Genomic DNA, 22,196 nt, shown 5'->3' on the forward strand with positions numbered 1-22,196 from the left:
AGCAGTATCTTAGGTTATTTTATTACCGGCACAGGCGTAAGGGAAACCCGGATCGCGGGTCATGAGCCTTGGGTAATATTAAGAGGGGACTCGAGGTGGCTTGCGCAGGCTGCCGAACTGCCACGGAACGCTAGGTTCGGCAACCGGTCGGTAGTAGCAGCGACAGCGAGCGCGCCAGCGAAGGGCGCACAAGAAGGGTACCCGCAGCAAAACCGGCCGCAGGGCGGCTGGTGGTATTTGCAAAGGAAAAATGCGCGGGATTCATGCTATATAGTCAAACATATTTTGCTGCGTTTGACAAGCGCTGCCAATATTCTTTTTAGGGGGCTTTTTGCTCGAGAAGCTCGGCGTGCTTGAGCGAGAGTTCGATTTTGCCGAATCGCCCGCTACGCAATTCTTGATGAGCGCGTTGCAAATCACCAACGGTCATGGGGTTGCGCCGGTCTTGCCAGGCCCAGGCCAGCACCTGGCGCGCGGGCTCGGACAATTGCGCCACTACATCGGCCAGAGTGTCGGCGCCAAGCAGCCGGCGCTGTACGCGCCGATGCGTGCTTTGTATGAAACCATATAAAAAATAAGCAATAATCAGGGTGCAGAGCGCTACGACTCCCCACCAGAAAAACGGGTTGTACTGTTTCAGGAATTCGACGATCTGTGCGCCCAGCGCATGCAGGCCGGCATAGTCGATGCCGCGTCCGAAGGCCACAAGCCGATTCAGAAGGTCATACCAGACCAGGGCGACAATGGCGACTACAACGACGCAGGTAATTTTTTGCACCGCTGTAAGTTTTAATAGCGCGTTGCGCAATACGGTGTCGTCGTGGCGAGTGGGCTGGTGTAGTGTGTTTGGTTTCATGCAGGCTATTTTACCTATGCTATCGCGTCAATCTTTAGAGCTTCGCCAAAGCCAGCATCTGGCGCTGACCCCGCAACTGCAGCAATCGATTCGATTTCTGCAGCTTTCGGCGCTGGACCTGGAGGCCGAGGTGGCGCAGGCACTGGAAGAGAATCCATTGCTGGAGCGTGACGAAGAGTATGCCACCGAAGCGGCGCAAGCGGAATCGGAAACGCGCGCGATCGAGCGCGAGGGGTGGTCAATGTTGTCGGCATCCAACCGTGCGCATGGTGCCGACGAAGAGTACGCCCCGCCCGAGGCCAGCGAGCCCGACAGCTTGCTGCGGCATTTGCTGGGTCAGTTGCAAACCACCCATGTCGTGGACAGGGACCGCGTGCTGCTGGAGCTCCTTATCGGCGAGCTGGACGAGAACGGCTATCTGGCAACGTCGCTGGACGAGATCGGCGCCTATTTGCCCGACCATCTGCAGGTCGATCCGGACGAATTGCGCATTGCTTTGCGCCTGTTGCAATCGTTCGACCCCAGGGGGGTGGGCGCGCGCTCTTTAAGCGAATGCCTGATGCTGCAGCTGGAGGCCTTGAAGGACAAGGCCGACCCCCAGGTTTTTGCCTGTGCCTGTGAACTGGCCCGGCACCATTTGCCGCTGCTTGCCAGCGGCAACTTAAAGCAGTTGTGCGTCGTCATGTCTTGTACGCGAGAGCAATTGCGCGCGGCTCATGGCTTGTTGCTGGAACTTGACCCCAAGCCTGGCCGCGCCTGGGCGGGCTCGCAGGCTGCCTATGTGACGCCCGAGATAATCGTAAGCAAGGCGGGACGCCGTTGGCAGGCGCGTTTGAATGCCGCTGTCGTGCCTCGCCTGCGGGTCAATGCTTTATACGAACGCTTGCTGCGCGAGGGCCGGGCGGCAAGCGCGGAACCGGCGGGCAGGAATGCCGGTTTGCCGGGCCAGGCCGGAAAGGACGCCGCGCCTGGGGCGGCCGACCCGGTTCCCAAGGGCGGCGATTTGTCCGGCCAGATACAAAGCGCTCATGGGCTGGTGAAAAGTGTCGCGCAACGATTCGAAACCATATTGCGTGTGGGACAGGCTATCGTCGAGCGGCAACAAGAATTCTTCGAACAAGGCCCCGGCGCAATGCGCCCTTTGGTGCTGCGCGATATTGCGCAAGAACTGAGCATGCACGAGTCCACTATATCCCGGGCTACCCGCCAAAAGTACATGCAGACCCCCTGGGGGGTATTCGAGCTGAAGCATTTCTTTGGAGTGGCGCTGGCGACCGAGGACGGCGACTCTACCTCGGCCAAGGCGGTGCAAAACATGATTCAGAAAATGGTGGCGCAGGAGCGGGCCGAAAAACCTATGTCCGACAGCCAATTGATGGCTGGGCTGGCCGGCCAGGGCGTCGTGATCGCCCGCCGTACGGTTGCCAAATACCGCGAAGCGGCCGGCATTGAAACGGCAGCGCTACGCAAGTCCCGCGCATTTCTGACCTACGGCAAGAGGGGCGGACTTCCAGGATCCGAAAGCCCGCCCGAGTAAAGGGAAGGCTGGGGACTGCGGCCAGGCGCCAGGCCGGGATACCCGCGAGGAAGGCGAGGAAGGCGAGAAAAGCCGGGGACCGCCACCGCGTTCCTTGGAGGCTCATTTAGGTATCCGGATTTTTTGATACAAATAAATGTGGGTAAAAAACAAATCGGGGCTATCGAAACGGTTGATTTTTTATCCTTTCGAGATGATAATTATTCTCATGTTCATTTGTATCTGCAATGCAATCACCGAGCGCCAAGTTCAGTCCGCTGTAGCGGACGGTGCGCTCACGATGTCCGACCTACAGGGACAGCTTGGGGTCGCGACCTGCTGCGGGCGCTGCGCTGAAACCGCGGCCGAATACCTGCCTGGCGGACGCTATGCCGGCCACGTACCAGCCCCTGAAGTGGCGGCTTTGGTGGTTGCAGCCGCCAACGACGAATCCGCTACCGTCACCATGGTAGAAATCATTGCGCGGCGTGCTTAAATAGAAACTCCCGCAGAAACCGGCGGTTTGTCGTAATTTATTACAATAATTTCAAGCACGAAGCCCATCAATAAAATGCTCTCTGCGTGCTTTCGCATGTGCAGTAAATCAATAAGAATTCCGTAGTTTTTCTCCCCAGCGTGTCGGCCCGGCCGCGGTTTCACGGCGTTGCGCCTGTAGCCGTTTCAAGACGCAGTTTCATTCCTATTTGTGCTTTCCGCTGCATCGCGCAGCGGCCAAGCCGTAGCTTGCGTCCGCACCCTGATGTAAATGCCATGCCTGCGTGTTAGCCTATTGTCCAGAGGCAAGCATGCCAGCCATAACATCGACTTGGGAGCAAAGCCATGAAAGGCGATAAAAAAGTTATTCAATTTTTAAATCAGCAGTTGAAGAACGAGCTGACCGCCATCAATCAATACTTCTTGCATGCGCGCATGTTGAACCACTGGGGGTTCAACAAACTGGGCAAGCACGAATACGATGAATCGATTGGCGAGATGAAGCACGCCGACCGCTTGATAGAGCGTATTTTCATGCTGGACGGGCTCCCGAATCTGCAGGACTTGCATAAGCTCCTGATCGGAGAATCGGTGCCAGAAATTCTGTCGTGCGACCACAAGCTCGAAAGCGCGGCACAGGCGACGGTCAAGGAAGCCATGGCTTACTGCGAGTCGGTACGGGATTTTGTTTCGCGCGATCTGTTCCAGGACATTCTGGACGACACCGAAGAGCACATCGATTGGCTGGAAACGCAAATCGAGCTGGTCGACAAAGTGGGCCTGCAGAACTATCTGCAAACCCAGATGGGCGAATAATAAAAGCCTGCGCTACAGGCTTCAAGGCCAGGAAGGTCTTGAAGCCGTCATCCGTTGACTGGCCGCCCCACATGGGCCACCAAAGCCGACGACACCTTCGCGGGTTTCTTTTGCCGGTTTAGAAGCTCTTGGCCGGGCAGTCAGGCGTGGAGCCCCATGCGCTATTGGGCGTGCAGTATTTATTGCGTGCCGCCCAGGCGCAACTGGGCCGGTCAAAAAAGCTTTCCGCACTGCATGCCTGCAGATCCTGGCGCAAATTTGCCTGCCAGGCCTGCGCATTGCCGCGTGGGCCGGCAGGTGCGGTGTTGGGCGGAGGCGGCGGGGCAGGGACGTCGACGGGTTGCAGGGGCGGCTTTGCACTGCCGCCCATCAGGTTGCCCACGTCGGCGATACCGACCAAATTACGGCTGCCGCCGCTGTTGGCCGCCGCAATTTGCTGGGCTTCGACCATGGTGATCGGCGTAGTGGCTACGGCAACCACTTGATTCGACTTGGTTTGGTCCAAGGATTCGGCCGGAATTTCCCAGGCGACTTCGGTGGGCTTGGGTGGAACGCCCAGGCGCCCGTCGATCAGGGGCTGCGGCGGTTGCGAGGTCAGGGGTTTGCCGTCGGCGTCCAGAACCGGAACCGTCGGGGTTTCAAGCCGTTCTTGCATGTTGCCGGCAAGAGCGGGGCCATGCGCTACCAGCCAGTTGCCCAGGCGCAAGCCGCCCCAGGCAGAGGCAACGACGGCCAGAATAAGTAATGCAAAGATTGAACGCCAGGACATTCGGATCCTCAGTCTATGGAGCTGGGTCAGTGCCCGAGTAAGTTATGCGCCGCTACAAGCAGCCTGTGCGGCCTTGAACCGGCATTGTAGGGCAGGTACAGGGCGGATGTGCAGGACACCAGCCCTATTGGATCAGATATTGCCAGTATAAATCTTGCCTCAGGCGCAATACGTGTAAGCATTTGTTAAGACGTGGGCAGGCAAAACAATACCGCCGCAGCCCGAACAGCCGTGGGCGGTTCGGCGGTACCGGCCATGATGCCAAGGGCGGTTTCCATCGGCGGGCGGGCCGCCCCCAGGGGACGGTTTGCGCCTCCTAGGCCTTTGCGCCAAAGACCTTGCCCGCATGCTCGCGCATGGCATGGAATTCGATGGCGGGATAAAGCTCTTGCGCCACTCTCAGCTGAGCCTGCGAGCTGACCAGGAAGGCGGCGGCATCGACCACATCGTAAGCAATGTGGGCGGCGTTGGCGTCCATGAACTTGCGCAAGGCCTTGGGGTCTTCCGAGGTGATCCAGCGCGCCATGTTGTAGCGCGATGGCATCATGCGCGCTTCGACGCCGTATTCGGTCTTGAGCCTGTGCGCCACGACTTCGAACTGCAACTGGCCGATAGCGCCCAGCAACAGGGCGCCGCCGGCGGCTTCGGGGCGGAACACCTGGATGGCGCCTTCTTCGCCAAGCTGGGTCAGGCCGATGCGCAACTGCTTGATGCGCAAGGGATCCTTGACCTCAACCGCTTGAAACAGCTCGGGCGCAAAAAAGGGCAATCCCGTAAATTGCAGGTTTTCGCCTTCGGTCAGCACGTCGCCCAAATGCAATACGCCATGGTTGGGAATGCCGATGACGTCGCCGGCATAGGCCTCTTCGACCAGCTCGCGCCGCTGCGACAGGAACGAGACGACGTTGTTGGGGCGAATTTCTTTGCCTGTACGGGCCACCTTTAGCTTCATGCCGCGCTCGAAGCGCCCCGAACTGACTCGAACGAACGCTACGCGGTCGCGGTGGGCGGGGTCCATATTGGCCTGCACTTTGAAGACTACGCCGCTGAACTTGGGCTCTTGCGGCTGTACCGTGCGTTGCAGTGCTTCGCGCGGGCCGGGCTTGGGCGCCAGCTCGACAAGGACGTCCAGCACTTCCTGTACGCCGAAATTATTGATGGCGGAGCCGAAAAACACCGGCGTCTGCTGGCCCGCCAGGAATGCTTCATGGTCGAACTCGGGGGCGGCGGCCTGGATGAGTTCGATTTCTTCGTTGGCCTTGGCAAAGGCTTCGCCGAAGCGGCTGGCAATTGCCGGGTTGTCCAGGCCTTCGATGATCTCATCCTGGTCGTTGCGGCGCTCTTCTCCGGCCTTGAACACGCGCATGTGGTTATGGCGAATGTCGAACACGCCGCCGAACGAGCGGCCCATGCCCACCGGCCAGGAAAACGGCACGGCGTCCATGCCCAGGTGGGCTTCGATTTCCGACAACAGTTCCAGCGGTTCGCGGACTTCGCGGTCTAGCTTGTTGATGAAAGTGATGATGGGCGTGTTGCGTGCCCGGCATACTTGCAGCAAGCGTATGGTTTGCGGTTCGACGCCGTTGCCGGCATCGATCACCATCAGGGCGGCATCGACCGCGGTCAGCACGCGATAGGTGTCTTCCGAAAAGTCCTGGTGGCCCGGTGTGTCGAGCAAATTGATGACGCAGTCGCGATACTCCATCTGCATGACCGACGATGCGACCGAAATGCCGCGCTGCTTTTCAATTTCCATCCAGTCGGACGAGGCATGGCGGCTGGCCTTGCGGGCCTTTACGCTGCCGGCTATCTGAATGGCTCCTGCGAACAGCAGGAGTTTTTCAGTCAGCGTGGTCTTGCCCGCGTCGGGATGGGAAATAATTGCAAAAGTGCGTCGACGGTCGACTTCGTTGGCAATGCTCATGGCGAATTTCTGGCAAGTAGCAAGTATTGCGAATAGCGGTTTAAGAGCGGGGGGCTCCGGAACGGGGCGAAGAACTGCGCGCGGCACCGGAGCGATTGCCGCTCGAGCCTTCGCGCCGTCCATTGGCCTGGGCCGGGCGGCCGCCGCGGTTGCCGCCTGTGCCGGCGCCGGCACCAGCACCGGGACGTCCGCCGCGCCGTGCGTCGGGCCGGCCCGAGGGGCCTGGCCGTCCGCCGCCATTGCGTTGGGGCCGGTCTTCACGGTCTGTGTTGCCCGAGTCGGGTTGAACCATGGCGGGCGTCCAGCCTTCGACTGTAGTGCGGTCGATGGGCTTTTTGATGAGCTTTTCAATGGCGCTCAGGAACTTCATTTCGCTGCGGTCGACCAGCGAAAGCGCCGATCCCTGGCTGCCTGCCCGGCCGGTGCGGCCGATACGGTGCACATAGTCTTCGGGGATATTGGGCAATTCAAAGTTGATGACATTGGGCAGGTGGTCGATATCGATGCCCCGCGCCGCGATGTCGGTGGCGACCAGAACGGCAACCTGGCCGGTCTTGAAGCCGTCCAGGGCGCGCGTGCGGGCTGCCTGGCTTTTATTGCCATGGATGGCGGCTGCGGCAAGGCCGTCCTTGACCAGTTTTTCGGCCAGGCGGTTGGCGCCGTGCTTGGTGCGTGTGAACACCAGCACTTGGTGCCAGCCGCTTTCACGGATGATGTAGCTGATGAGGTCGCGCTTGTGGGCTTGCTCGGTCAGCACGATGCTTTGCTGTACCAGCTCGGAGGCCGTGTTGCGGCGGGCGACGGAGATTTCGGCGGCATTGGTCAACACGCCCTTGGCCAGCTCGCGAATTTCGTCGGAGAAAGTGGCCGAGAACAGCAGGTTCTGGCGCTGCTTGGGCAGCAAGGCCAAAATGCGGCGGATGTCGCGGATAAAGCCCATGTCCAGCATGCGGTCGGCTTCGTCCAGCACCAGGATTTCAACGCCCGACAGATCGACCGTTTTTTGCTGCGCATGGTCGAGCAGGCGTCCGGGCGTGGCCACCAGTATGTCCAGCGGCTTGCGCAAGGCATTGATTTGCGGGTTGATGTTGACCCCGCCGAACATGACCATGGAGCGTAAGCTGGTGTGCTTGCCATAGGTGCGTACGGACTCTTCAACCTGGGCGGCCAGTTCGCGCGTGGGCGTGAGGATCAGGCAGCGCGGGCGGCCAGGCTTGCGCGTTTGGGCCGGGGGGCTTGCCAGCAGGCGGTGCAATATAGGCAGTGTAAAGCCGGCGGTCTTGCCTGTGCCGGTTTGGGCGGCTGCCAGCAAGTCGCCGCCCAGCAATACCTGCGGAATGGCCTGTGCCTGGATGGGGGTGGGTATGGTGTAGCCGGTTTCGGAAACGGCACGCAAAAGGGGTTCGGCCAGCTCAAGAGAGGCAAAAGTAATTTGGGTATTCAAGAATAACTCCAGCGACAGCCTATCGCTCGAGTCGAGAGACACCAATCTAGGCGGACGAAGTAAAAAGGTAAGAAACTTTGGCGGCCCCGCTTTTTAGCAAAAGGGGCAAGCTTGCAGTTATGACCTGCGGCGCGCAAGGGTTGCAACGCCTGCATGCTTATGCGCTGATTGGCTCATCGCATAACCTACCATTGTAGCGCATTATGGGGTTTTCCCGCGACTTTTATTTTGACTATGCCGGTATTCCCCGCAAGGCGCTTGCCCAGATATAGTTTGTGCTGTTGTAATCGAACTCCAGACATTTTCAATTTTGCCTAAAAATGACCGCATCCATGAAACGTTTATTGCTATTGTTGCTCGTGCCCATGTTGGCCGCGCTTTCCGGCTGCGGCTACAACGAAATCCAGAAGCTAGACGAACAGGTCAATGCCGCCTGGTCTCAAACCTTGAACCAGTACGAGCGCCGCGCCGAACTTGTTCCTAAACTGGTGAATTCGGTCAACGCCTACATGGTCAACGAGCGCACGGTGCTGACCCAGGTTACCGAGGCGCGCTCCAAAGTGGGCAGCATCCAGATCAGCGCCAAAGACCTGGACAACCCGGAAGTGATGGCCAAGTTCGACCAGGCCCAAAGCCAATTGTCGTCGGCCTTGTCGCGCTTGATTGCGGTGTCGGAAAACTATCCCCAGCTTAAAAGCGACGGGCTGTTTCGCGACTTGATGACCCAGCTTGAAGGCACCGAAAACCGTATCGCCGCCGAGCGCGGCCGCTATGTGCAGGCGGTGCAGGCATATAACCTGCATGTGCGCCAGTTTCCCACCCTGATCACGGCAAAGATATTCGGCTATAAGGTCAAGCCCAATTACGGCGTCGACAAACAGGATGTGATTACGAAAGATCCCGAAGTGAAGTTCGACAACCCCGCTCCGGCCGGGGCGCGCTAAGGCGTATGGCAAAGCGTTTCCGGGCGGGGACGGTTCTGCCCACCGCCCGGCAGTGGCAAAGAGGAAAGTGGATGAACGCAGCTAGAGGTTTTCTTATGACTGCCATGCGCTGCGCAGCCATGGCACTGGTTCTCTTTTTGGGGATGCTTGCGTTGCCGGCTCAGGCGGCCTTGGCACCGGTGCCGGCATTAAGCGCCCGGGTTACCGATACAACGCAAACCCTGGACGAGGCTACCCGCAGCCAGCTTACGCAGCAGCTGGCGGACCTGGAGCAGCGCAAGGGGGCGCAGATCGCGGTGCTGATGGTGCCGACTACCGGCGACGAGTCGATAGAACAGTACGCGCTGCGGGCCTTCGAGCAATGGAAGCTGGGTCGCAAGAACGTCGACGATGGGATTTTGTTTGTGGTTGCAAAGAATGACCGCAAGCTGCGCATTGAAGTGGGCTACGGTTTGGGCGGCGCGGTAACCGACCTTTCGGCGGGACGGATTATCCGCGAGCAGGTAGCGCCCCGCTTCAAGCAGGGCGATTTTGCCGGCGGAGTTGCCGCGGGAGTGGACAGCCTGGTCAAGCTGGTCGACGGCGAGGATTTACCGCCCGTACAGCAGCCGACGGAGCAGGACTCCGACAACGAGTCGGCCTTTATGCTGGTGCCGCTGGCTGTCATGGCATTTCTTATGCCGCCGTTCTTCGCCTTGTTTGCGGTAGGCTTTTTCGTCGGCATCATGTTTGGGAGCCCGGTGATTGGCATATTGGCGGGCATGGCGGCATTGTTGATCAGCTTATTCGGCCGGAATTTGGGCGCGGGCGGCAAGGGCGGCCTGGCACGCGCCTCCCGGCGCGGAGGCGTGGCTGGCGGGCTCGGCGGTCTGGGCGGCGGCTTTGGTGGCGGCGGCTTCGGAGGGGGCGGTTTCGGTGGCGGCGGAGGCGGCGGTTTTGGAGGTGGCGGCGGCGGTAGCGGCGGAGGCGGCGCTTCCGGCGGCTGGTAGGCTCCCCGTGAAGACTTCCCGCGCATCGACGCTACACATCATTACGCTGGCCCGAGAAGCTTTTGCCTTGGGGCGGCCCTGCGGCGGAAGGTTCAGCCGTGCTTTATCGCTATGCGTTTCACCAGGAGGATTTTGATGCGGCAAGATGGCGGTAAATGGAAGGAGATCATCGGGTGGGCGTTTATCGAGGGGCATTGGTTGCGCCGCAAGTATTTCACGCCGCGGGCTTTATCGACCATTGCCGAGCGCATTCGCCAAAGCGAAATCGGGCATAGCGGCGAACTGATGGTGGCTATCGAGGCGGCTTCGCCTTCGCACGAGCGGAAAACCCATTTGCGCGCATTGGAAGTGTTCGGGCGCTTGCGCACCTGGGACACGCCGCACAATACAGGCGTGCTGTTGTATTTGGCGCTGGACAGGCATGGCATCGAAATCATTGCCGATCGCGGCGTGGCCGCGCCGCAGGCGGTCTGGGAAACCATTTGCAGCCAGCTGCAAAGCCGCTTCCAGCATGGAGACTACACGGCCGGCGTGCTTGATGCCGTGGCGGCTATCGAGCGCGCGCTGGCCAGTCATTGCCCGCCCATGCAAGATGGGCAGGAAAACCTCAATGATTTACCCAACGAGCCTGTGCTGCTTTAGGCGGCCTGGATCGTCAGGGCTTGCGGGAATCTAAGCCAGCGTGTAGGCTGTTTTTACGACCGTGAAGAACTCTTGCGCATACCTGCCTTGCTCGCGCGGGCCGTGGCTTGAGCCTTTGCGCCCGCCGAAGGGTACGTGGTAGTCCACGCCCGCCGTGGCCACGTTGACCATGACCATGCCGGCCTGGCTGGCGCGCTTGAAGTGCGTAGCGTGCTTTAGCGATTGGGTGCAGATGCCGGAGCTGAGGCCGAACTCGGTATCGTTGGCCAAGGCCACGGCGTGTTCGTAGTCGTCGGCGGGGATCACGCTGGCAACGGGGCCGAAGATTTCTTCGCGCGAAATCCGCATATCGTTGGTGGCGTCGGCGAAAACCGCTGGGCTGAAGTAATAGCCGTTGGCCGGGTGTTGCAGGCGTTCGCCGCCGCACAGCAGGCGCGCGCCTTCGGCTTTGCCGATGCCGACGTACTCCAGGTTTTGCTGCAACTGGGATTCGTCCGAGACGGGCCCTATTTGAGTTTCGGCCGCCAGGGCATGGCCGACGCGCAAGGCTTTGGTGCGCTCGGCCAGGGCCTGGGTGAACTGGCCGTAGATGCCGCGCTCGACAATAATGCGGCTGCTGGCCGTGCAGCGCTGGCCGGTAGAGTAGAACGCGCCTTGTATGGTGCAGTTCAGGGCGGTTTCCATGTCGGCATCGTTCAGGATGACCAGCGGGTTCTTGCCGCCCAGTTCCAACTGCGCCTTTTTCTGCAAGGCGGCGGTTTGCTGCAGGATTTGCCGGCCCGTGTCGACTGAACCGGTAAAGGTAATGGCGGTGACGCGCGGATCGGCAATAAGGGCAGCGCCGACGACCGAGCCGCGCCCCATGGCCAGGTTGAACACGCCGGGGGGCAGGCCGCCGCGGCTTATGATTTCGGCCAAAGCCCAGGCCGAGCCGGGGACCAGGTCGGCCGGCTTGAACACGACGCAATTACCATAGGCCAGTGCCGGCGCAATTTTCCAGGCCGGAATGGCGATGGGGAAATTCCAGGGGGTAATGATGCCGACCACGCCCATGGGTTCGCGGGTGACTTCGACCTGGATGCCGGGCCGCACCGAGGCCTGGATGTCGCCCGTCATGCGCAGGGTTTCGCCGGCAAAGAACTTGAAGATCTGCCCGGCGCGCGCGACTTCGCCGATGGCTTCGGGCAATGTCTTGCCTTCTTCGCGCGCCAGCAGCTCGCCAAGTTCGGCCTTGCGGGCCAGGATTTCAGCGCCGATTTGATCCAGCGCATCGAACCGCTGCTGCGGCGTGCTTAGCGACCAGGCGGGCCAGGCGGCATGCGCCGCGCCTATGGCCTGCTCGACATCGGCTTGCGACGCCCTGACATATTCGCCCACAACATCGTCCAGATCCGACGGATTGAGATTTTTTTGAACGTTCGAAGAGCCGATCCATTCGCCGGCAATCCAGTTGTTGTGCATGGTGTCTGTCCTAGTCGTGAGCCGTGCGCGGCATACCCCCCGCAAGCGTATATTCGATGCAGCCGGTATTATCGTTCAAGCAGCGCCAGCTTGCCGGTTTTTTCTTTCCATTCGTCGGCGTCGGGCAGTGCGCCCTCGTTGCTTGAAATGACTTCCCATTGCTGCGAGAGCTCGGCATTCAACTGAATGAAGAGTTCCTGGCCCTCGGGCAGATCTTCTTCGGCGTAGATGGCACCGGCGGGGCATTCGGCCACACAGACGGCGCAATCGATGCATTCTTCCGGGTCGATCACAAGAAAGTTGGGGCCCGCATGAAAACAGTCCACCGGGCATACATCGACGCAGTCGGTGTAACGGCATTTGATACAGGCTTCGGTTACTACGTGGGTCATCTGGGTACCTTGCTGATATGGGTTTCGACCTTGGGCGGCGAGTGGCCCAGCGGCGGATTCATGAATGGTAGTCGAATAATTTAATGTAGTAAACACCAAATAATTTAGTATTGACTACATTTTTTATTGGTGTAAGAATCGGGGCCACTCTACTAAATGGCTTTCACCATGGTCAGCAGCGCGCAAAAAGTTGTAATAGAGCCGGATCGCCAGGCGGCGCCGGCCAAAAAAAAGGCGGCGTCGGCCCGCCCGGCGCGCAAGACGCCCGCGCAAAAAGCCACGCGCGGAGCGCAGGTGCGTGCGCATAAAACGCGTGACGCCATCTTGCGCGCGGCGACCCGGGTGTTTGCGCGCAATGGGTTTACCGAAGGCAAGATCGAAAGCATCTCCAAGCTGTCGGGTACGCACGACCGTATGATTTATTACTACTTCGGCAGCAAGGCGCAATTGTTCGTCGAAGTGCTGGAGGCCACCTATCAGAAGATGAACGAGGCCGAAGCCGCCATCCACATCGACCTGGAAGCGCCGGTCGAGGCGCTGACGACAGTGGTCAATTTTGTATGGCGCTATTATCTCGACCACCCCGAATTCATCACCCTGCTCAATAGCGAAAACCTGCTCAAGGGCAAGCACATCAAGAAATCCGTGCGCGCCAGCCAGCTGTCCTCGCCGGCGGTCGCCATCCTGGAACAAGTCCTGCTTTCGGGGGTGGAAAAAAAGCTGTTTCGCGAAGATATGCGGGCACGCGACCTGTATATCGAAATCGCCGCCCTGGGCTACTTCTACCTGTCCAATCACTTCACGTTAAGCGCCTTCCTGAACAGCAATCTAAGGGCCGAAGGCGAGCTCGAGCATTGGCGCCTGTTCATGATCGACACGACCTTGCGCTCGGTCCGCCGCTAGGTGTTTTCCCTTGTCAGTGTTTTCCCCCGCCGTATGTAAAAATTGTAGTGAGTGCTAAACAAATTAAGTGGGCCGTGCTAATCTTGGCGGAACTGATGGAACAGACTGGCAACGTGCGGCCGGCAAAAGAAGCAAACCGCTATTCTTTGGACCGATGCACGTAGCGCGCCACGATCCGCAACCCGGACCATGGCAGACAACAGGAGACAAAATGGACGCGCTATTCGCTGAACACAAGAGGCCGGATGAGCCGTTGTTTCTAGAGCCTGGCCGTACGGCAGTGCTGGTGGTCGACATGCTTAACGACTTCTGTACGCCGGGTGGCGCCATGGTGTTGGCGGGTGCCGAAAAACTGTACGGCCCGCAAAATGCCGTCATGCGCGCCGCGCGTGCCGCAGGTTCGCCGGTCGTGCACATTGTGGACATGCATCGCCCCAACTTGCCATGCGACCGGGAGTTCCTGAAGCGCACGCCCCATTGCATGGAAGGGCAATGGGGTTCGGAAATCGTGGCAGAGCTGGAGCGCGAGCCGAGCGACTTTACCGTGATAAAGCGCCGCTACTCCGGGTTCTTCAATACGGACCTGGACCTTACGCTGAAAGACTTGCAGGTGGACACTCTGATCGTCATGGGGGTGGTGACCAATATTTGCGTGCGCTCCACCGTGCATGATGCTTTCTTTCTGGGCTACCGCGTCATCGTTCCGCAAGATTGTGTGGCGGCAACCGGTCCGCGCGAACAAGAGTCCACCTTGTACGACATTGCCACGCATTTCGGCACCGTCACGACGGCGGCGTCTATCGGCGCAGCGCTTGAAGCAGGAGCGCCGGTCGATGTGGTTCAGTGCGAATGACATATTGCCGCAAGGCCCCATAGGCCGTGCACCACGGACAAGCCCCAAGATTGTTTATCCAAAACCCGGCGCTGGCCGGGACGATAGCGTAGTGCTTGAGTATTGCTCCATTCAAAAAAAACAGGACCAGGAGACTTAAATGGGAAACGAAAAATCACTTGATCAGTTTGGGCGCCGCCGCTCTTTGCTTATCGCATCGGCGGGACTGGCGGTGGCCGGCATGACCGGGCTGCCCCGCCTGGCCAGGGCCGCAGAGACAATCAAGGTTGGTATTTTGCAGCCGTTTTCGGGCGGGCCGAGGCCCTGGGCGAGCAGGGCGGCCAAGCGGCGCGTCTGGCGTTGGATGAAGCCAACGACGCCGGCGGCGTGCTGGGTGGGCGCATGTTCGAGATTATTCGCGCCGACACCAAGACGGATCCCAAAACCGCGGTCGAGCGCACCAACGAGCTGATCCGCCGCTACAAAGTCAATGCCATTATCGGGCCGGTGACCAGCGCCGAGCGCGATGCCATTCGCCCACTGGTCGAGCGCTACAAGACGCCTTTGCTGTATGCCACCGACTACGAAGGCGGAACCTGCAGCCGCTACCTGACCATGTACAGTTCGGTTCCGGCGCAGTGGGTCAACACCTTCATTCCGTACGTGGCGCAGAACGGCGCAAAGAATCTGTATCTTATCGGCAGCGACTATGTATGGCCGCGCAAGATCAACGAAGCCATCAGGGCCGTTGCCGCTCAAAGCGGCGCAACGGTGACGGCGGAAGAATACGCACCCTGGGGCGTCAAGGACTATACCGGCACGTTGCGCAAGATTGCGTCGTCGGGCGCCGACATGGTGGTCATCTCTATCGTGGGCGCCGACGCCATTACGTTCGTCAAGCAATTTGTCGCCGCGGGCCTGAAGGACAAGATCAAGATTGCGTTCTTCGGCTTCAGCGAAAACTATATTGCGGGCCTGACCAACGCCGAGTCCGACGGCATTTTGACGGCCTGCAACTTTACCGCGGGGCTGGACAAGCCCGAGGCCAAGGAACTGGTCAAGAAGATGCGCGCCAAGTTCGGCCCTGACGCTATCGTCAGCAATACGGTCGATGCGCACTACACGTTGACGCGTTTTTATATCGAAGGCATAAAGCGCGCCAACAGCGACAACAAAGAAGCGATTACCGATGCCATGGTCGGCCACAGCATGCTTTCGGGCAACGGCGAAGTGACTCTGCGCGCCAGCGATCGCCATGCCGACCTGAATATCCTGATCGCGCAGGCAAAGGACGGGCGCATGGTCATCAAGAAAGACATTGGCCGCGTCGTGGCGCCACAGCAATGCGCTAAGCCTTTAGCATGAGCACAGGGGGGGCCATGCTGGAAATCAAGTCCATAGTAAAGCGCTTTGGCGGCATTACGGTGCTTAGCGACTTGTCGCTGTCGCTGGAGCCGGGTAGCGTCAATTGCATTATTGGCCCCAATGGCTGCGGCAAGACGACGCTGTTCAATTTGATTACCGGACGGCTGCGGCCGGATGACGGCCAGATCATACTGAAGGGACAGGACATTACCGGGAGGCCGGCCTGGCGCATTGCCAACCTGGGCATATCGCGCAAGTTTCAGATTCCCGGCGTCTATCCTGAACTGTCCGTGGCAGAGAACCTGATCGTGCCTTTGGCTGCGGCGCAGCGGCGGTCGGGTTCGATGGCCACCATGTTTTCCAGCCGGGCCGACAGGCTTGCCGCTTTGCTGGACTTGTGCGGGCTGAGCCACAAGGCTGTCGACCGCGTTGAAACGCTGGCGCACGGCGAAAAACAGTGGCTGGAAATCGCCATGCTGCTGGCTTTCGATACCGACCTTATCCTGCTGGACGAGCCCACGGCCGGCATGTCGGTACCTGAAACCGAAAAAACCGCGGGCCTGGTCAAGCGCCTGCAGTCCGAGTTCGGGAAAACCGTGCTGGTCATCGAGCACGACATGAGTTTTGTGCGGGCGCTGGATTGCCGCTTGATCGTCATGCTGCGGGGCAAGGTAGTGCGTGAAGGGCGCCTTGAGGAAATCCAGAAGGACCCGGAAGTGATCGCTGCCTATCTTGGAGGAACCGCGGCATGTTGAACGTCAATAACGTGGTTGCGGGCTATCTGGCGGGCAGCCGGGTGCTGGACGGCTTCTCGCTGCAAATCGCGGCGGGCGAGGTCGTGGCGCTGCTGGGCCGCAACGGCATGGGCAAGACGACATTCCTGAAGGCCTTGATGGGCCACGTAGGCGTGACGGAAGGCTCGGTCAATTTTGCGGGCGAGGAAGTCGCCGGGCGCAAGCCCTACGAGATGGCCCGGCGCGGCGTGGCCTATGTGCCGCAGGGGCGAGAGATTTTTTCCGACTTTACGGTTGAAGAAAACCTGCTCATGGGCGTCCTGGGCCGCCCCGACCTGCCCCAGAAAGTGCCCGACTGGGCATACGAGATCTTTCCCATACTGCAAGAGCGGCGCAAGCAGCGCGGCGGCAGCATGTCGGGCGGCCAACAGCAGCAGTTGGCCATCGTGCGTGCTTTGGTCAGCCAGCCCAAGCTGCTGCTGCTTGATGAACCTTCGGAAGGCATACAGCCCAATATTGTGCAGGACATCGGCCGGGTGCTTGGGCAGATTGCCAAAGAGCAGGGGCTGACCATCTTGCTGGTCGAGCAGAACATGGAGCTGGTGCTGGGTATGGCGCAGCGCTGCCTGTTCATGGAAAACGGCGCCATCGCTTACGAGACGGATCAGGTCCAGCAACTGCGGACCGATCCGGCGCCCATTCACCGCTATCTGTCCGTATAGCGCATAACGAAATTGGAATCAGCATGAATTTCGCAATAGAACTCGGACTGGACACGCTAAGCTATTCGCTGAGCCTGCTGCTGGTCTGCCTGGGCCTGGTGATTATTTTCGGCCTCATGAACGTCATCAATATGGCGCATGGTGAATTTTTCCTGCTTGGCGCCTATGCTGTCGTGGCCGTGCAGCAAATGCAGCTGCCCTACTGGATGGCGCTGATACTGGCGCCGGTGATGCTGGCCATCATCGGCATGGCCCTGGAAGAACTGGTGATCCGGCATGTCTATCACCGCTTCATCGACACTATCCTGGCAACCTGGGGCATCTCCATAGTCCTGAAGCAGCTCATCGTGATCATGTTCGGGCCGACTTCGCAAAGCATCGTCAATCCTTTGCCCGAACCCGTGCATATCCTGGGCGTGGTCTATCCTTCGTTCCGCCTGTTCATCATGGGCGTGGCACTGGTCATCAGTTTTGCAACCTTCTGGGTCTTCTACCGCAGCAATATCGGGCTGGCGATACGCGGCGTCATTGCCAACCGTCCCATGGCGGCATCGCTGGGCTTGAACACGCGCCGGATGGACCGCTGGACCTTTGCATTCGGCGCGGCCCTGGCCGGATTCGCCGGAGCCGTCATGGCGCCCATCATGAGCGTCGATCCGCAAATGGGCAGCGGTTTCCTTATTCCAGCCTTCCTGTCCATTATGGTGGGCGGCATCGGCCATCTTCTGGGCGTAGTGCTGGGCGCGGGAATCATCGGCACCACCAGTACGGTCATTTCCTCGATCGACACTCAGGTTGCTTCCCAGGTGGCCGTATTCCTGCTGGCCATTATCGTTATTCGCTTGTGGCCGGAAGGTCTGATCGGAAGGAAGCGCTAGGATGAACAAGAAAGTATCTTTAGGACTAGGCCGCCAGCTCACGGTCGCTGTGTGGGTGGTGCTGTTTTTGGTGCCGCTGTTTGCCGACGACTGGGGCGTCAGCCAATTGGGGCAGTACCTGACCTTCGGCATCCTGGCCATGAGCCTGTCCTTCATTTGGGGGCAGGTAGGCATATTGTGTTTTGGCCAAGCCATTTTCTTTGGCATGGGGGCCTATTTGATGGGCCTGACCACGCTTGAAAAATTCACCTGGTTCGGCGGCTCGCAAACCGTGGGTATGCTGTTGGCGACCCTGGGGCCTGCGCTGGCCGCTTACATCCTGGGCAAGCTGCTGTTCGTCGGGCGGGGCCTTTCAGGCGCGTTTTTTGCCATTGTGACCTTGTGCGCGGCGGTGGTCGTCGAGATCGTGGCCCAGCATACCGACTTTATCGGCGGATTCGACGGCTTGCTGAACATTCCTCCGCTTATGGCCAACTGGCGCGTGGGCGACGAGTTTCTTTCCACCAACGAAACGTTCTATGTCGTGTTGGGGTCGGCGCTGGTCATTTACCTGGTGGCCTTGTTCATTCAACGCTCGCCGCTGGGCGTGGTGCTGGCCGCGATTCGCAACAACGAAGACCGCACCGCCTCCTTCGGCTATCGGACCATGAACTACAAGGTGCTGGCCTTTACCATTTCGGGCGCCATGGCCGGCTATGCCGGCGCCTTGTTCGCCGCGCAGTTCGGTTTCGTTTCGCCGGCCGTTACAGGCATGGCGCTGTCGACCGAGGTTCTTATCTGGGTGGCCGTGGGCGGGCGCGGTGTGCTGTTGGCCGCCTTCCTGGGCGTGGTGCTGGTCCGTTCGGTTGAAAGCTTTTTGTCTTCTTCTTTGGGGCCGTACTGGCTGTTGACCCTGGGCGCATTCTTTATTCTGACGGTCGTGGCCATGCCCGAAGGCATATTCGGCCGCCTGCTCAAATTGCCGTTGCCCAAGGCTTGGCGCAATCCTGGAGACAAACATGCATAACATCAAACTTTCACCCGAAATCATCGAGCGCAGCCGCCAGCACCGCGGGCGCGAGCATTTGTTCCAGGGCCTCGATCCGGCTAAAACCGCCCATTTGATCGTTGATATGCAGGTTGGCTTCCTGGCGCCTGGCGCCGCCGTCGAGATACCGATGGCGCGCGAGATCGTCGGCAACGTCAACAAGACATCGGCGCTGGTGCGCGATGCGGGCGGGCTGAACGTGTATCTGCGCTATACCTACGACGAGAATGAACCGGTGAACTGGTCGTTCTGGTATGACGTGATCTCCAGCCCCGAGGCCAAAGAGCGGTCGCGCGGGGCGTTTACCCGGGGCGCCGATGGCTTCGAAATATGGCCCGGCATGGATGTGCAGCCTCAGGATGAAATTCTGGACAAGACGCGCTTTAGCGGCTTTGTGCCCGGCACCTGCGACCTGGATTCCTTGCTTGAGAAGCGCGGCATTGAAACCGTGATTGTCTCGGGCACGATGACCAATTGCTGCTCGGAATCGACCGCGCGCGACGCGGCGCAGCGCAATTACAAGGTTATCTTCATGGCCGACGGCAATGCCACCCTGACCGACGACGAACACAACGCCACGCTGAACAATATGCAAGCCTTGTTCGCCGAAGTCATGACGGTCGATCAATTGGCGGCGCTTTTGGCGGGCAGCACGGAACGCTGCGCCTAGTTCTGCAAACGCAATGCGCCGCGGCCATGGCGAATGCCATAGCCGCGGGCGGTGCCGTGCGAGATTTCAATGCGCGGGGCCATTGCCGGCCAGGGCTGTATTGGCCGCGGCGGAAAAATCTTGCTGACCCCCTATTTTTAAGCTATTATCAAGCAATAAATGTAGTGCGCGCTACAATTTTTAGTAAACACTAAATTAAATCACTAGAAATCCCCAGGCAGGGGCGGCCCCCACGAGGGGGCAATACGATACCCAAGGAGTAGTCGGCATGATGACGGAGCATACGAAAGTGGATCACAGCATGGAGAACCTCGATTCCGTGGAGCCGACTACGGCCGGCCCCACTGTGCTCGAAAAATCCAAGCCGCGCAGCGCCAACATGGCGGGCAACAAGGTCGAATGCAATGCCTGTCCCGTCTTGTGCCAGATTACCGAAGGCCGCACCGGCGCATGCGACCGCTGGGGCAATGTCGACGGCGTGCTGACGCGCGTCGACCCCGTGGTGCTGATGCGCCGCCTGGCCGATAAAAACGGCTCCGGCCCCGCTGTTATTCCCAACGGCGCGGACGCCGGGGAAAGCGGCGCCGATACCGGGACCGACACCGACTTGTTCGTCAGCGGCGTGGCTTCCGGTACAACCTATCCCGACTACAAGCCGGCGCCTTTTATCGTGGCCTCCAAGGCCCGGGGCGTCGATATGGTCACGGTGGTTACCGAAGGCATATTCAGCTACTGCAGCTTCAAGGTCAAAATCGATACCGACCGCTATCTTGGACCAGAGCAATCCAATATCCGCCACAAGGGCGAGATCGTAGGGCATGTCACGACGGCCGAATACGGATCGCAAATGCTGTCGCTGGGCGGGGTGCACCACCTTACCGGCGGAAGCAAGAAAGAAGGGCGCATCACTTGCGACGTCATGATGGCCTTGGGCAACAAGCAGGCTGTCGAGCTGACCATCGACGGCGGCGCCCAGCTTGTCGTGCAAGCGGGCAAGGCACCGATAGTCGACGGCCAGGAAGAGCGCCGCATGCGCGTGGGCTGCGGCTCGGCCACGATCGGCATCTTTGCCAAGCAGTGGTTTGGCCATGTCGACGAAGTAATCGTGGTGGACGACCATATCACCGGCGTGCTGTCCGAGCACCAGGCCGGCAAGTGCCTTGATATTCCGCCTTCCGGCATCAAAATGAAGGGCCGCAAATCCACCCCGGGCCGCTATTTTCAGGTGGCCAACCCAGGCAACGGCTGGGGCGGCACCGACATTGCCGATCCGCTGTCCATTATTGAAAGCTTCGATCCCAAGGTGGCGCATGCCGGCATGCGCGTGCTGATCACCTCGACCACCGGCGAACACGCCGAATACTACGAGCTTGACGATGCATTGCAGATGCAGCGCAAAGACATGCCCGAAGTCCTGCACAAGGTCGTCGAGCGCATCGGCGAGAACTGCGAACCTTCGCTGTGCAGCGTCATGTTCCTGGGCGGCGCGGGCGGTTCCTTGCGTGCCGGGGTTACCGAAAACCCCATCTGGCTGACCAACTCCATCAAGCAGTCGCTCACCAACGTAACCTGCGGCGGCGCGCCGGCCTATATCTGGGCTGGCGGCGGCATCACGGTCATGGTCGATGTCATGCGCATGCCCGACAATTCTTTCGGCTATGTGCCCACGCCGGCCATTGTTGCGCCTATTGAATTCACCATGTCCGCCGCGGACTACGAAAAGCTTGGCGGGCACATGGACATGGTGCGCAGCATCGACGACATCGTCAAGACCGAACGCCACCACATTATCGACTGGTACGACCCGGCCAGCCCCTGGCCTTTGTCCACCAAGCCCATGCTGGCTTAAGCGGGCATGGCAACGGCGGGTACGGTATCCGGGGCGGCGCCCATGGCGCACGCTTCGGGCGCATCGCGATCCAGGCTGGATGACGGCCGCTGGCATTTCCAGCATGGGCCGATTGACCTGGTCATCGATGCCTCGGGCCCGGCCGATGCGGTAGGCCGGGCGCTTGAAAACGCCTGGCTGCGTTTTGGCGAAATCCTGCCGGAACTTGTAGCGGAGCTGAAGTACTTGCGCCAGCCGGTGCGTGCCGCACATACTTTGCATGGACCCGTGGCGCGCCGCATGCATGATGCTTGCTGGCCCCATAGGAATCAATACATTACGCCGATGGCCGCGGTTGCAGGGTCGGTCGCCGACGAGCTGATAGGATTTTTTCGCAATGAGGCCGGCGTCGAGCGCGCCTACATCAACAACGGCGGCGACATTGCGCTGCATCTGGCCGCCGGCAAAACATACCGGGTGGGCCTGTTTGCCGACATCGCCCGGTTCGATGGCTCGTCCTTGCCGCTGGACGGCGATTTCGCCATCGACGCGCGGTTTCCGGTGCGCGGCATTGCCACCAGCGGCTGGCGCGGACGCAGCTTCAGCCTGGGCATAGCCGATAGCGTTACGGTGCTTGCCATCAATGCGGCCATGGCCGACGCGGCGGCTACCGTTATTGCCAATGCGGTAAGCAGCGACCACCGCGCCGTGCGCCGCGCGCCGGCCTCCAGCCTTAAAGACGACACTGACCTGGGCGACATGCTGGTGACGGTCGACGTGCAAGAGCTGCCGCAGGCTGAAATTGCCGCCGCGTTGGGCAAAGGTATGGCGCGGGCCAACGATCTGGTCCAGAAGGGCATCATCAGCGGGGCTGTATTGGCCCTGCGCGGGAAGATAGAAGTGGTGGGTTTGAACGAATTGAACAGCCGGTTTTTGCCGGGCGCATGAAGCGCCGCCAGGAACCGAAAAATCAGAACCGGAAAGGAAGC

General features: G+C 59.9%; 22 protein-coding genes. 16 read left to right on the forward strand and 6 right to left on the reverse strand.

Annotation, left to right across the window (positions count from 1 at the left end; translation table 11 throughout):
- Positions 1 to 319 precede the first annotated feature (319 nt).
- A complete protein-coding gene (locus DFR37_RS06225; protein ID WP_113932341.1) occupies positions 320 to 856 on the reverse strand; it encodes a hypothetical protein in 537 nt (178 codons plus the stop codon).
- A gap of 16 nt (positions 857 to 872) precedes the next feature.
- Between DFR37_RS06225 and rpoN the strand changes: the two genes are divergently transcribed.
- From rpoN to bfr, 3 genes are all read left to right on the forward strand, one after another.
- Positions 873 to 2,393, forward strand: a complete 1,521-nt coding sequence (gene rpoN / locus DFR37_RS06230; protein ID WP_446682121.1) for an RNA polymerase factor sigma-54 — start codon at positions 873 to 875, stop codon at positions 2,391 to 2,393.
- Between the two features lie 208 nt (positions 2,394 to 2,601).
- Positions 2,602 to 2,868 (forward strand): (2Fe-2S)-binding protein, encoded by a 267-nt coding sequence (locus DFR37_RS06235; RefSeq protein ID WP_113932444.1) that lies wholly within the window; start codon positions 2,602 to 2,604, stop codon positions 2,866 to 2,868.
- Positions 2,869 to 3,212: 344 nt separating this feature from the next.
- Entirely contained in the window at positions 3,213 to 3,683 is a 471-nt protein-coding gene (gene bfr / locus DFR37_RS06240) for a bacterioferritin (protein WP_113932343.1), read from the forward strand.
- Positions 3,684 to 3,801: 118 nt separating this feature from the next.
- Here bfr and DFR37_RS06245 read toward each other — a convergent pair whose 3' ends face one another.
- From DFR37_RS06245 to DFR37_RS06255, 3 genes are all read right to left on the reverse strand, one after another.
- A complete protein-coding gene (locus DFR37_RS06245) occupies positions 3,802 to 4,452 on the reverse strand; it encodes a hypothetical protein (RefSeq protein WP_113932344.1) in 651 nt (216 codons plus the stop codon).
- Positions 4,453 to 4,768: 316 nt separating this feature from the next.
- Complete coding sequence (locus DFR37_RS06250; RefSeq protein WP_113932345.1) at positions 4,769 to 6,376, reverse strand: peptide chain release factor 3; 1,608 nt, start codon at positions 6,374 to 6,376, stop codon at positions 4,769 to 4,771.
- Positions 6,377 to 6,416: 40 nt separating this feature from the next.
- Positions 6,417 to 7,820: a DEAD/DEAH box helicase gene (locus DFR37_RS06255; protein ID WP_113932346.1), complete on the reverse strand. Its 1,404-nt coding sequence runs from the start codon at positions 7,818 to 7,820 to the stop codon at positions 6,417 to 6,419.
- 332 nt (positions 7,821 to 8,152) lie between these two features.
- On the opposite strand from DFR37_RS06255, the gene DFR37_RS06260 reads away from it, so the two are divergent.
- The 3 genes from DFR37_RS06260 to DFR37_RS06270 all read left to right on the forward strand — a co-directional run bounded on the left by DFR37_RS06260 (position 8,153) and on the right by DFR37_RS06270 (position 10,395).
- Positions 8,153 to 8,764: a LemA family protein gene (locus tag DFR37_RS06260; RefSeq protein WP_211317219.1), complete on the forward strand. Its 612-nt coding sequence runs from the start codon at positions 8,153 to 8,155 to the stop codon at positions 8,762 to 8,764.
- A gap of 71 nt (positions 8,765 to 8,835) precedes the next feature.
- The gene (locus tag DFR37_RS06265; RefSeq protein ID WP_242341717.1) at positions 8,836 to 9,753 is read left to right on the forward strand and encodes a TPM domain-containing protein; all 918 of its coding nucleotides are present in this window, start codon (positions 8,836 to 8,838) and stop codon (positions 9,751 to 9,753) included.
- Positions 9,754 to 9,888: 135 nt separating this feature from the next.
- Positions 9,889 to 10,395, forward strand: coding sequence for a TPM domain-containing protein (locus DFR37_RS06270; protein ID WP_113932348.1), 507 nt, complete (start codon positions 9,889 to 9,891; stop codon positions 10,393 to 10,395).
- A 30-nt stretch (positions 10,396 to 10,425) separates the two neighbouring features.
- Here DFR37_RS06270 and DFR37_RS06275 read toward each other — a convergent pair whose 3' ends face one another.
- Positions 10,426 to 11,856, reverse strand: a complete 1,431-nt coding sequence (locus DFR37_RS06275) for an aldehyde dehydrogenase family protein (protein WP_113932349.1) — start codon at positions 11,854 to 11,856, stop codon at positions 10,426 to 10,428.
- A 68-nt stretch (positions 11,857 to 11,924) separates the two neighbouring features.
- The gene (gene fdxA, locus DFR37_RS06280; RefSeq protein WP_113932350.1) at positions 11,925 to 12,248 is read right to left on the reverse strand and encodes a ferredoxin FdxA; all 324 of its coding nucleotides are present in this window, start codon (positions 12,246 to 12,248) and stop codon (positions 11,925 to 11,927) included.
- Positions 12,249 to 12,404: 156 nt separating this feature from the next.
- On the opposite strand from fdxA, the gene DFR37_RS06285 reads away from it, so the two are divergent.
- The 10 genes from DFR37_RS06285 (at position 12,405) to DFR37_RS06330 (ending at position 22,155) form a co-directional block, all read left to right on the forward strand.
- Entirely contained in the window at positions 12,405 to 13,151 is a 747-nt protein-coding gene (locus DFR37_RS06285) for a TetR/AcrR family transcriptional regulator (protein ID WP_242341718.1), read from the forward strand.
- Between the two features lie 211 nt (positions 13,152 to 13,362).
- Positions 13,363 to 14,004 carry a cysteine hydrolase family protein gene (locus DFR37_RS06290; RefSeq protein WP_113932351.1) on the forward strand — a complete coding sequence of 214 codons (642 nt, stop codon included), beginning with the start codon at positions 13,363 to 13,365 and terminating at the stop codon, positions 14,002 to 14,004.
- A gap of 339 nt (positions 14,005 to 14,343) precedes the next feature.
- Positions 14,344 to 15,348 (forward strand): substrate-binding protein, encoded by a 1,005-nt coding sequence (locus DFR37_RS06295; RefSeq protein WP_170139839.1) that lies wholly within the window; start codon positions 14,344 to 14,346, stop codon positions 15,346 to 15,348.
- The gene (locus DFR37_RS06300; protein ID WP_242341719.1) at positions 15,345 to 16,103 is read left to right on the forward strand and encodes an ABC transporter ATP-binding protein; all 759 of its coding nucleotides are present in this window, start codon (positions 15,345 to 15,347) and stop codon (positions 16,101 to 16,103) included. The genes DFR37_RS06295 and DFR37_RS06300 overlap by 4 nt, the downstream gene beginning before the upstream one ends.
- Positions 16,097 to 16,804 (forward strand): ABC transporter ATP-binding protein, encoded by a 708-nt coding sequence (locus DFR37_RS06305; RefSeq protein WP_113932354.1) that lies wholly within the window; start codon positions 16,097 to 16,099, stop codon positions 16,802 to 16,804. Before DFR37_RS06300 ends, DFR37_RS06305 begins: the two co-directional genes overlap by 7 nt.
- A gap of 23 nt (positions 16,805 to 16,827) precedes the next feature.
- On the forward strand, positions 16,828 to 17,682 hold the full coding sequence (locus tag DFR37_RS06310) for a branched-chain amino acid ABC transporter permease (protein ID WP_113932355.1): 855 nt from the start codon (positions 16,828 to 16,830) through the stop codon (positions 17,680 to 17,682).
- A 1-nt stretch (position 17,683) separates the two neighbouring features.
- Positions 17,684 to 18,688, forward strand: coding sequence for a branched-chain amino acid ABC transporter permease (locus DFR37_RS06315; RefSeq protein ID WP_113932356.1), 1,005 nt, complete (start codon positions 17,684 to 17,686; stop codon positions 18,686 to 18,688).
- The gene (locus DFR37_RS06320; protein WP_113932357.1) at positions 18,681 to 19,379 is read left to right on the forward strand and encodes a cysteine hydrolase family protein; all 699 of its coding nucleotides are present in this window, start codon (positions 18,681 to 18,683) and stop codon (positions 19,377 to 19,379) included. The genes DFR37_RS06315 and DFR37_RS06320 overlap by 8 nt, the downstream gene beginning before the upstream one ends.
- 271 nt (positions 19,380 to 19,650) lie before the next feature.
- Complete coding sequence (locus DFR37_RS06325) at positions 19,651 to 21,228, forward strand: 6-hydroxynicotinate reductase (RefSeq protein WP_113932447.1); 1,578 nt, start codon at positions 19,651 to 19,653, stop codon at positions 21,226 to 21,228.
- A gap of 6 nt (positions 21,229 to 21,234) precedes the next feature.
- Positions 21,235 to 22,155: a UPF0280 family protein gene (locus DFR37_RS06330; protein WP_242341720.1), complete on the forward strand. Its 921-nt coding sequence runs from the start codon at positions 21,235 to 21,237 to the stop codon at positions 22,153 to 22,155.
- The last annotated feature ends 41 nt before the right edge of the window (positions 22,156 to 22,196 follow it).

The sequence above is a fragment of the Eoetvoesiella caeni genome (assembly GCF_003315175.1).
Taxonomy (GTDB): domain Bacteria; phylum Pseudomonadota; class Gammaproteobacteria; order Burkholderiales; family Burkholderiaceae_B; genus Eoetvoesia; species Eoetvoesia caeni.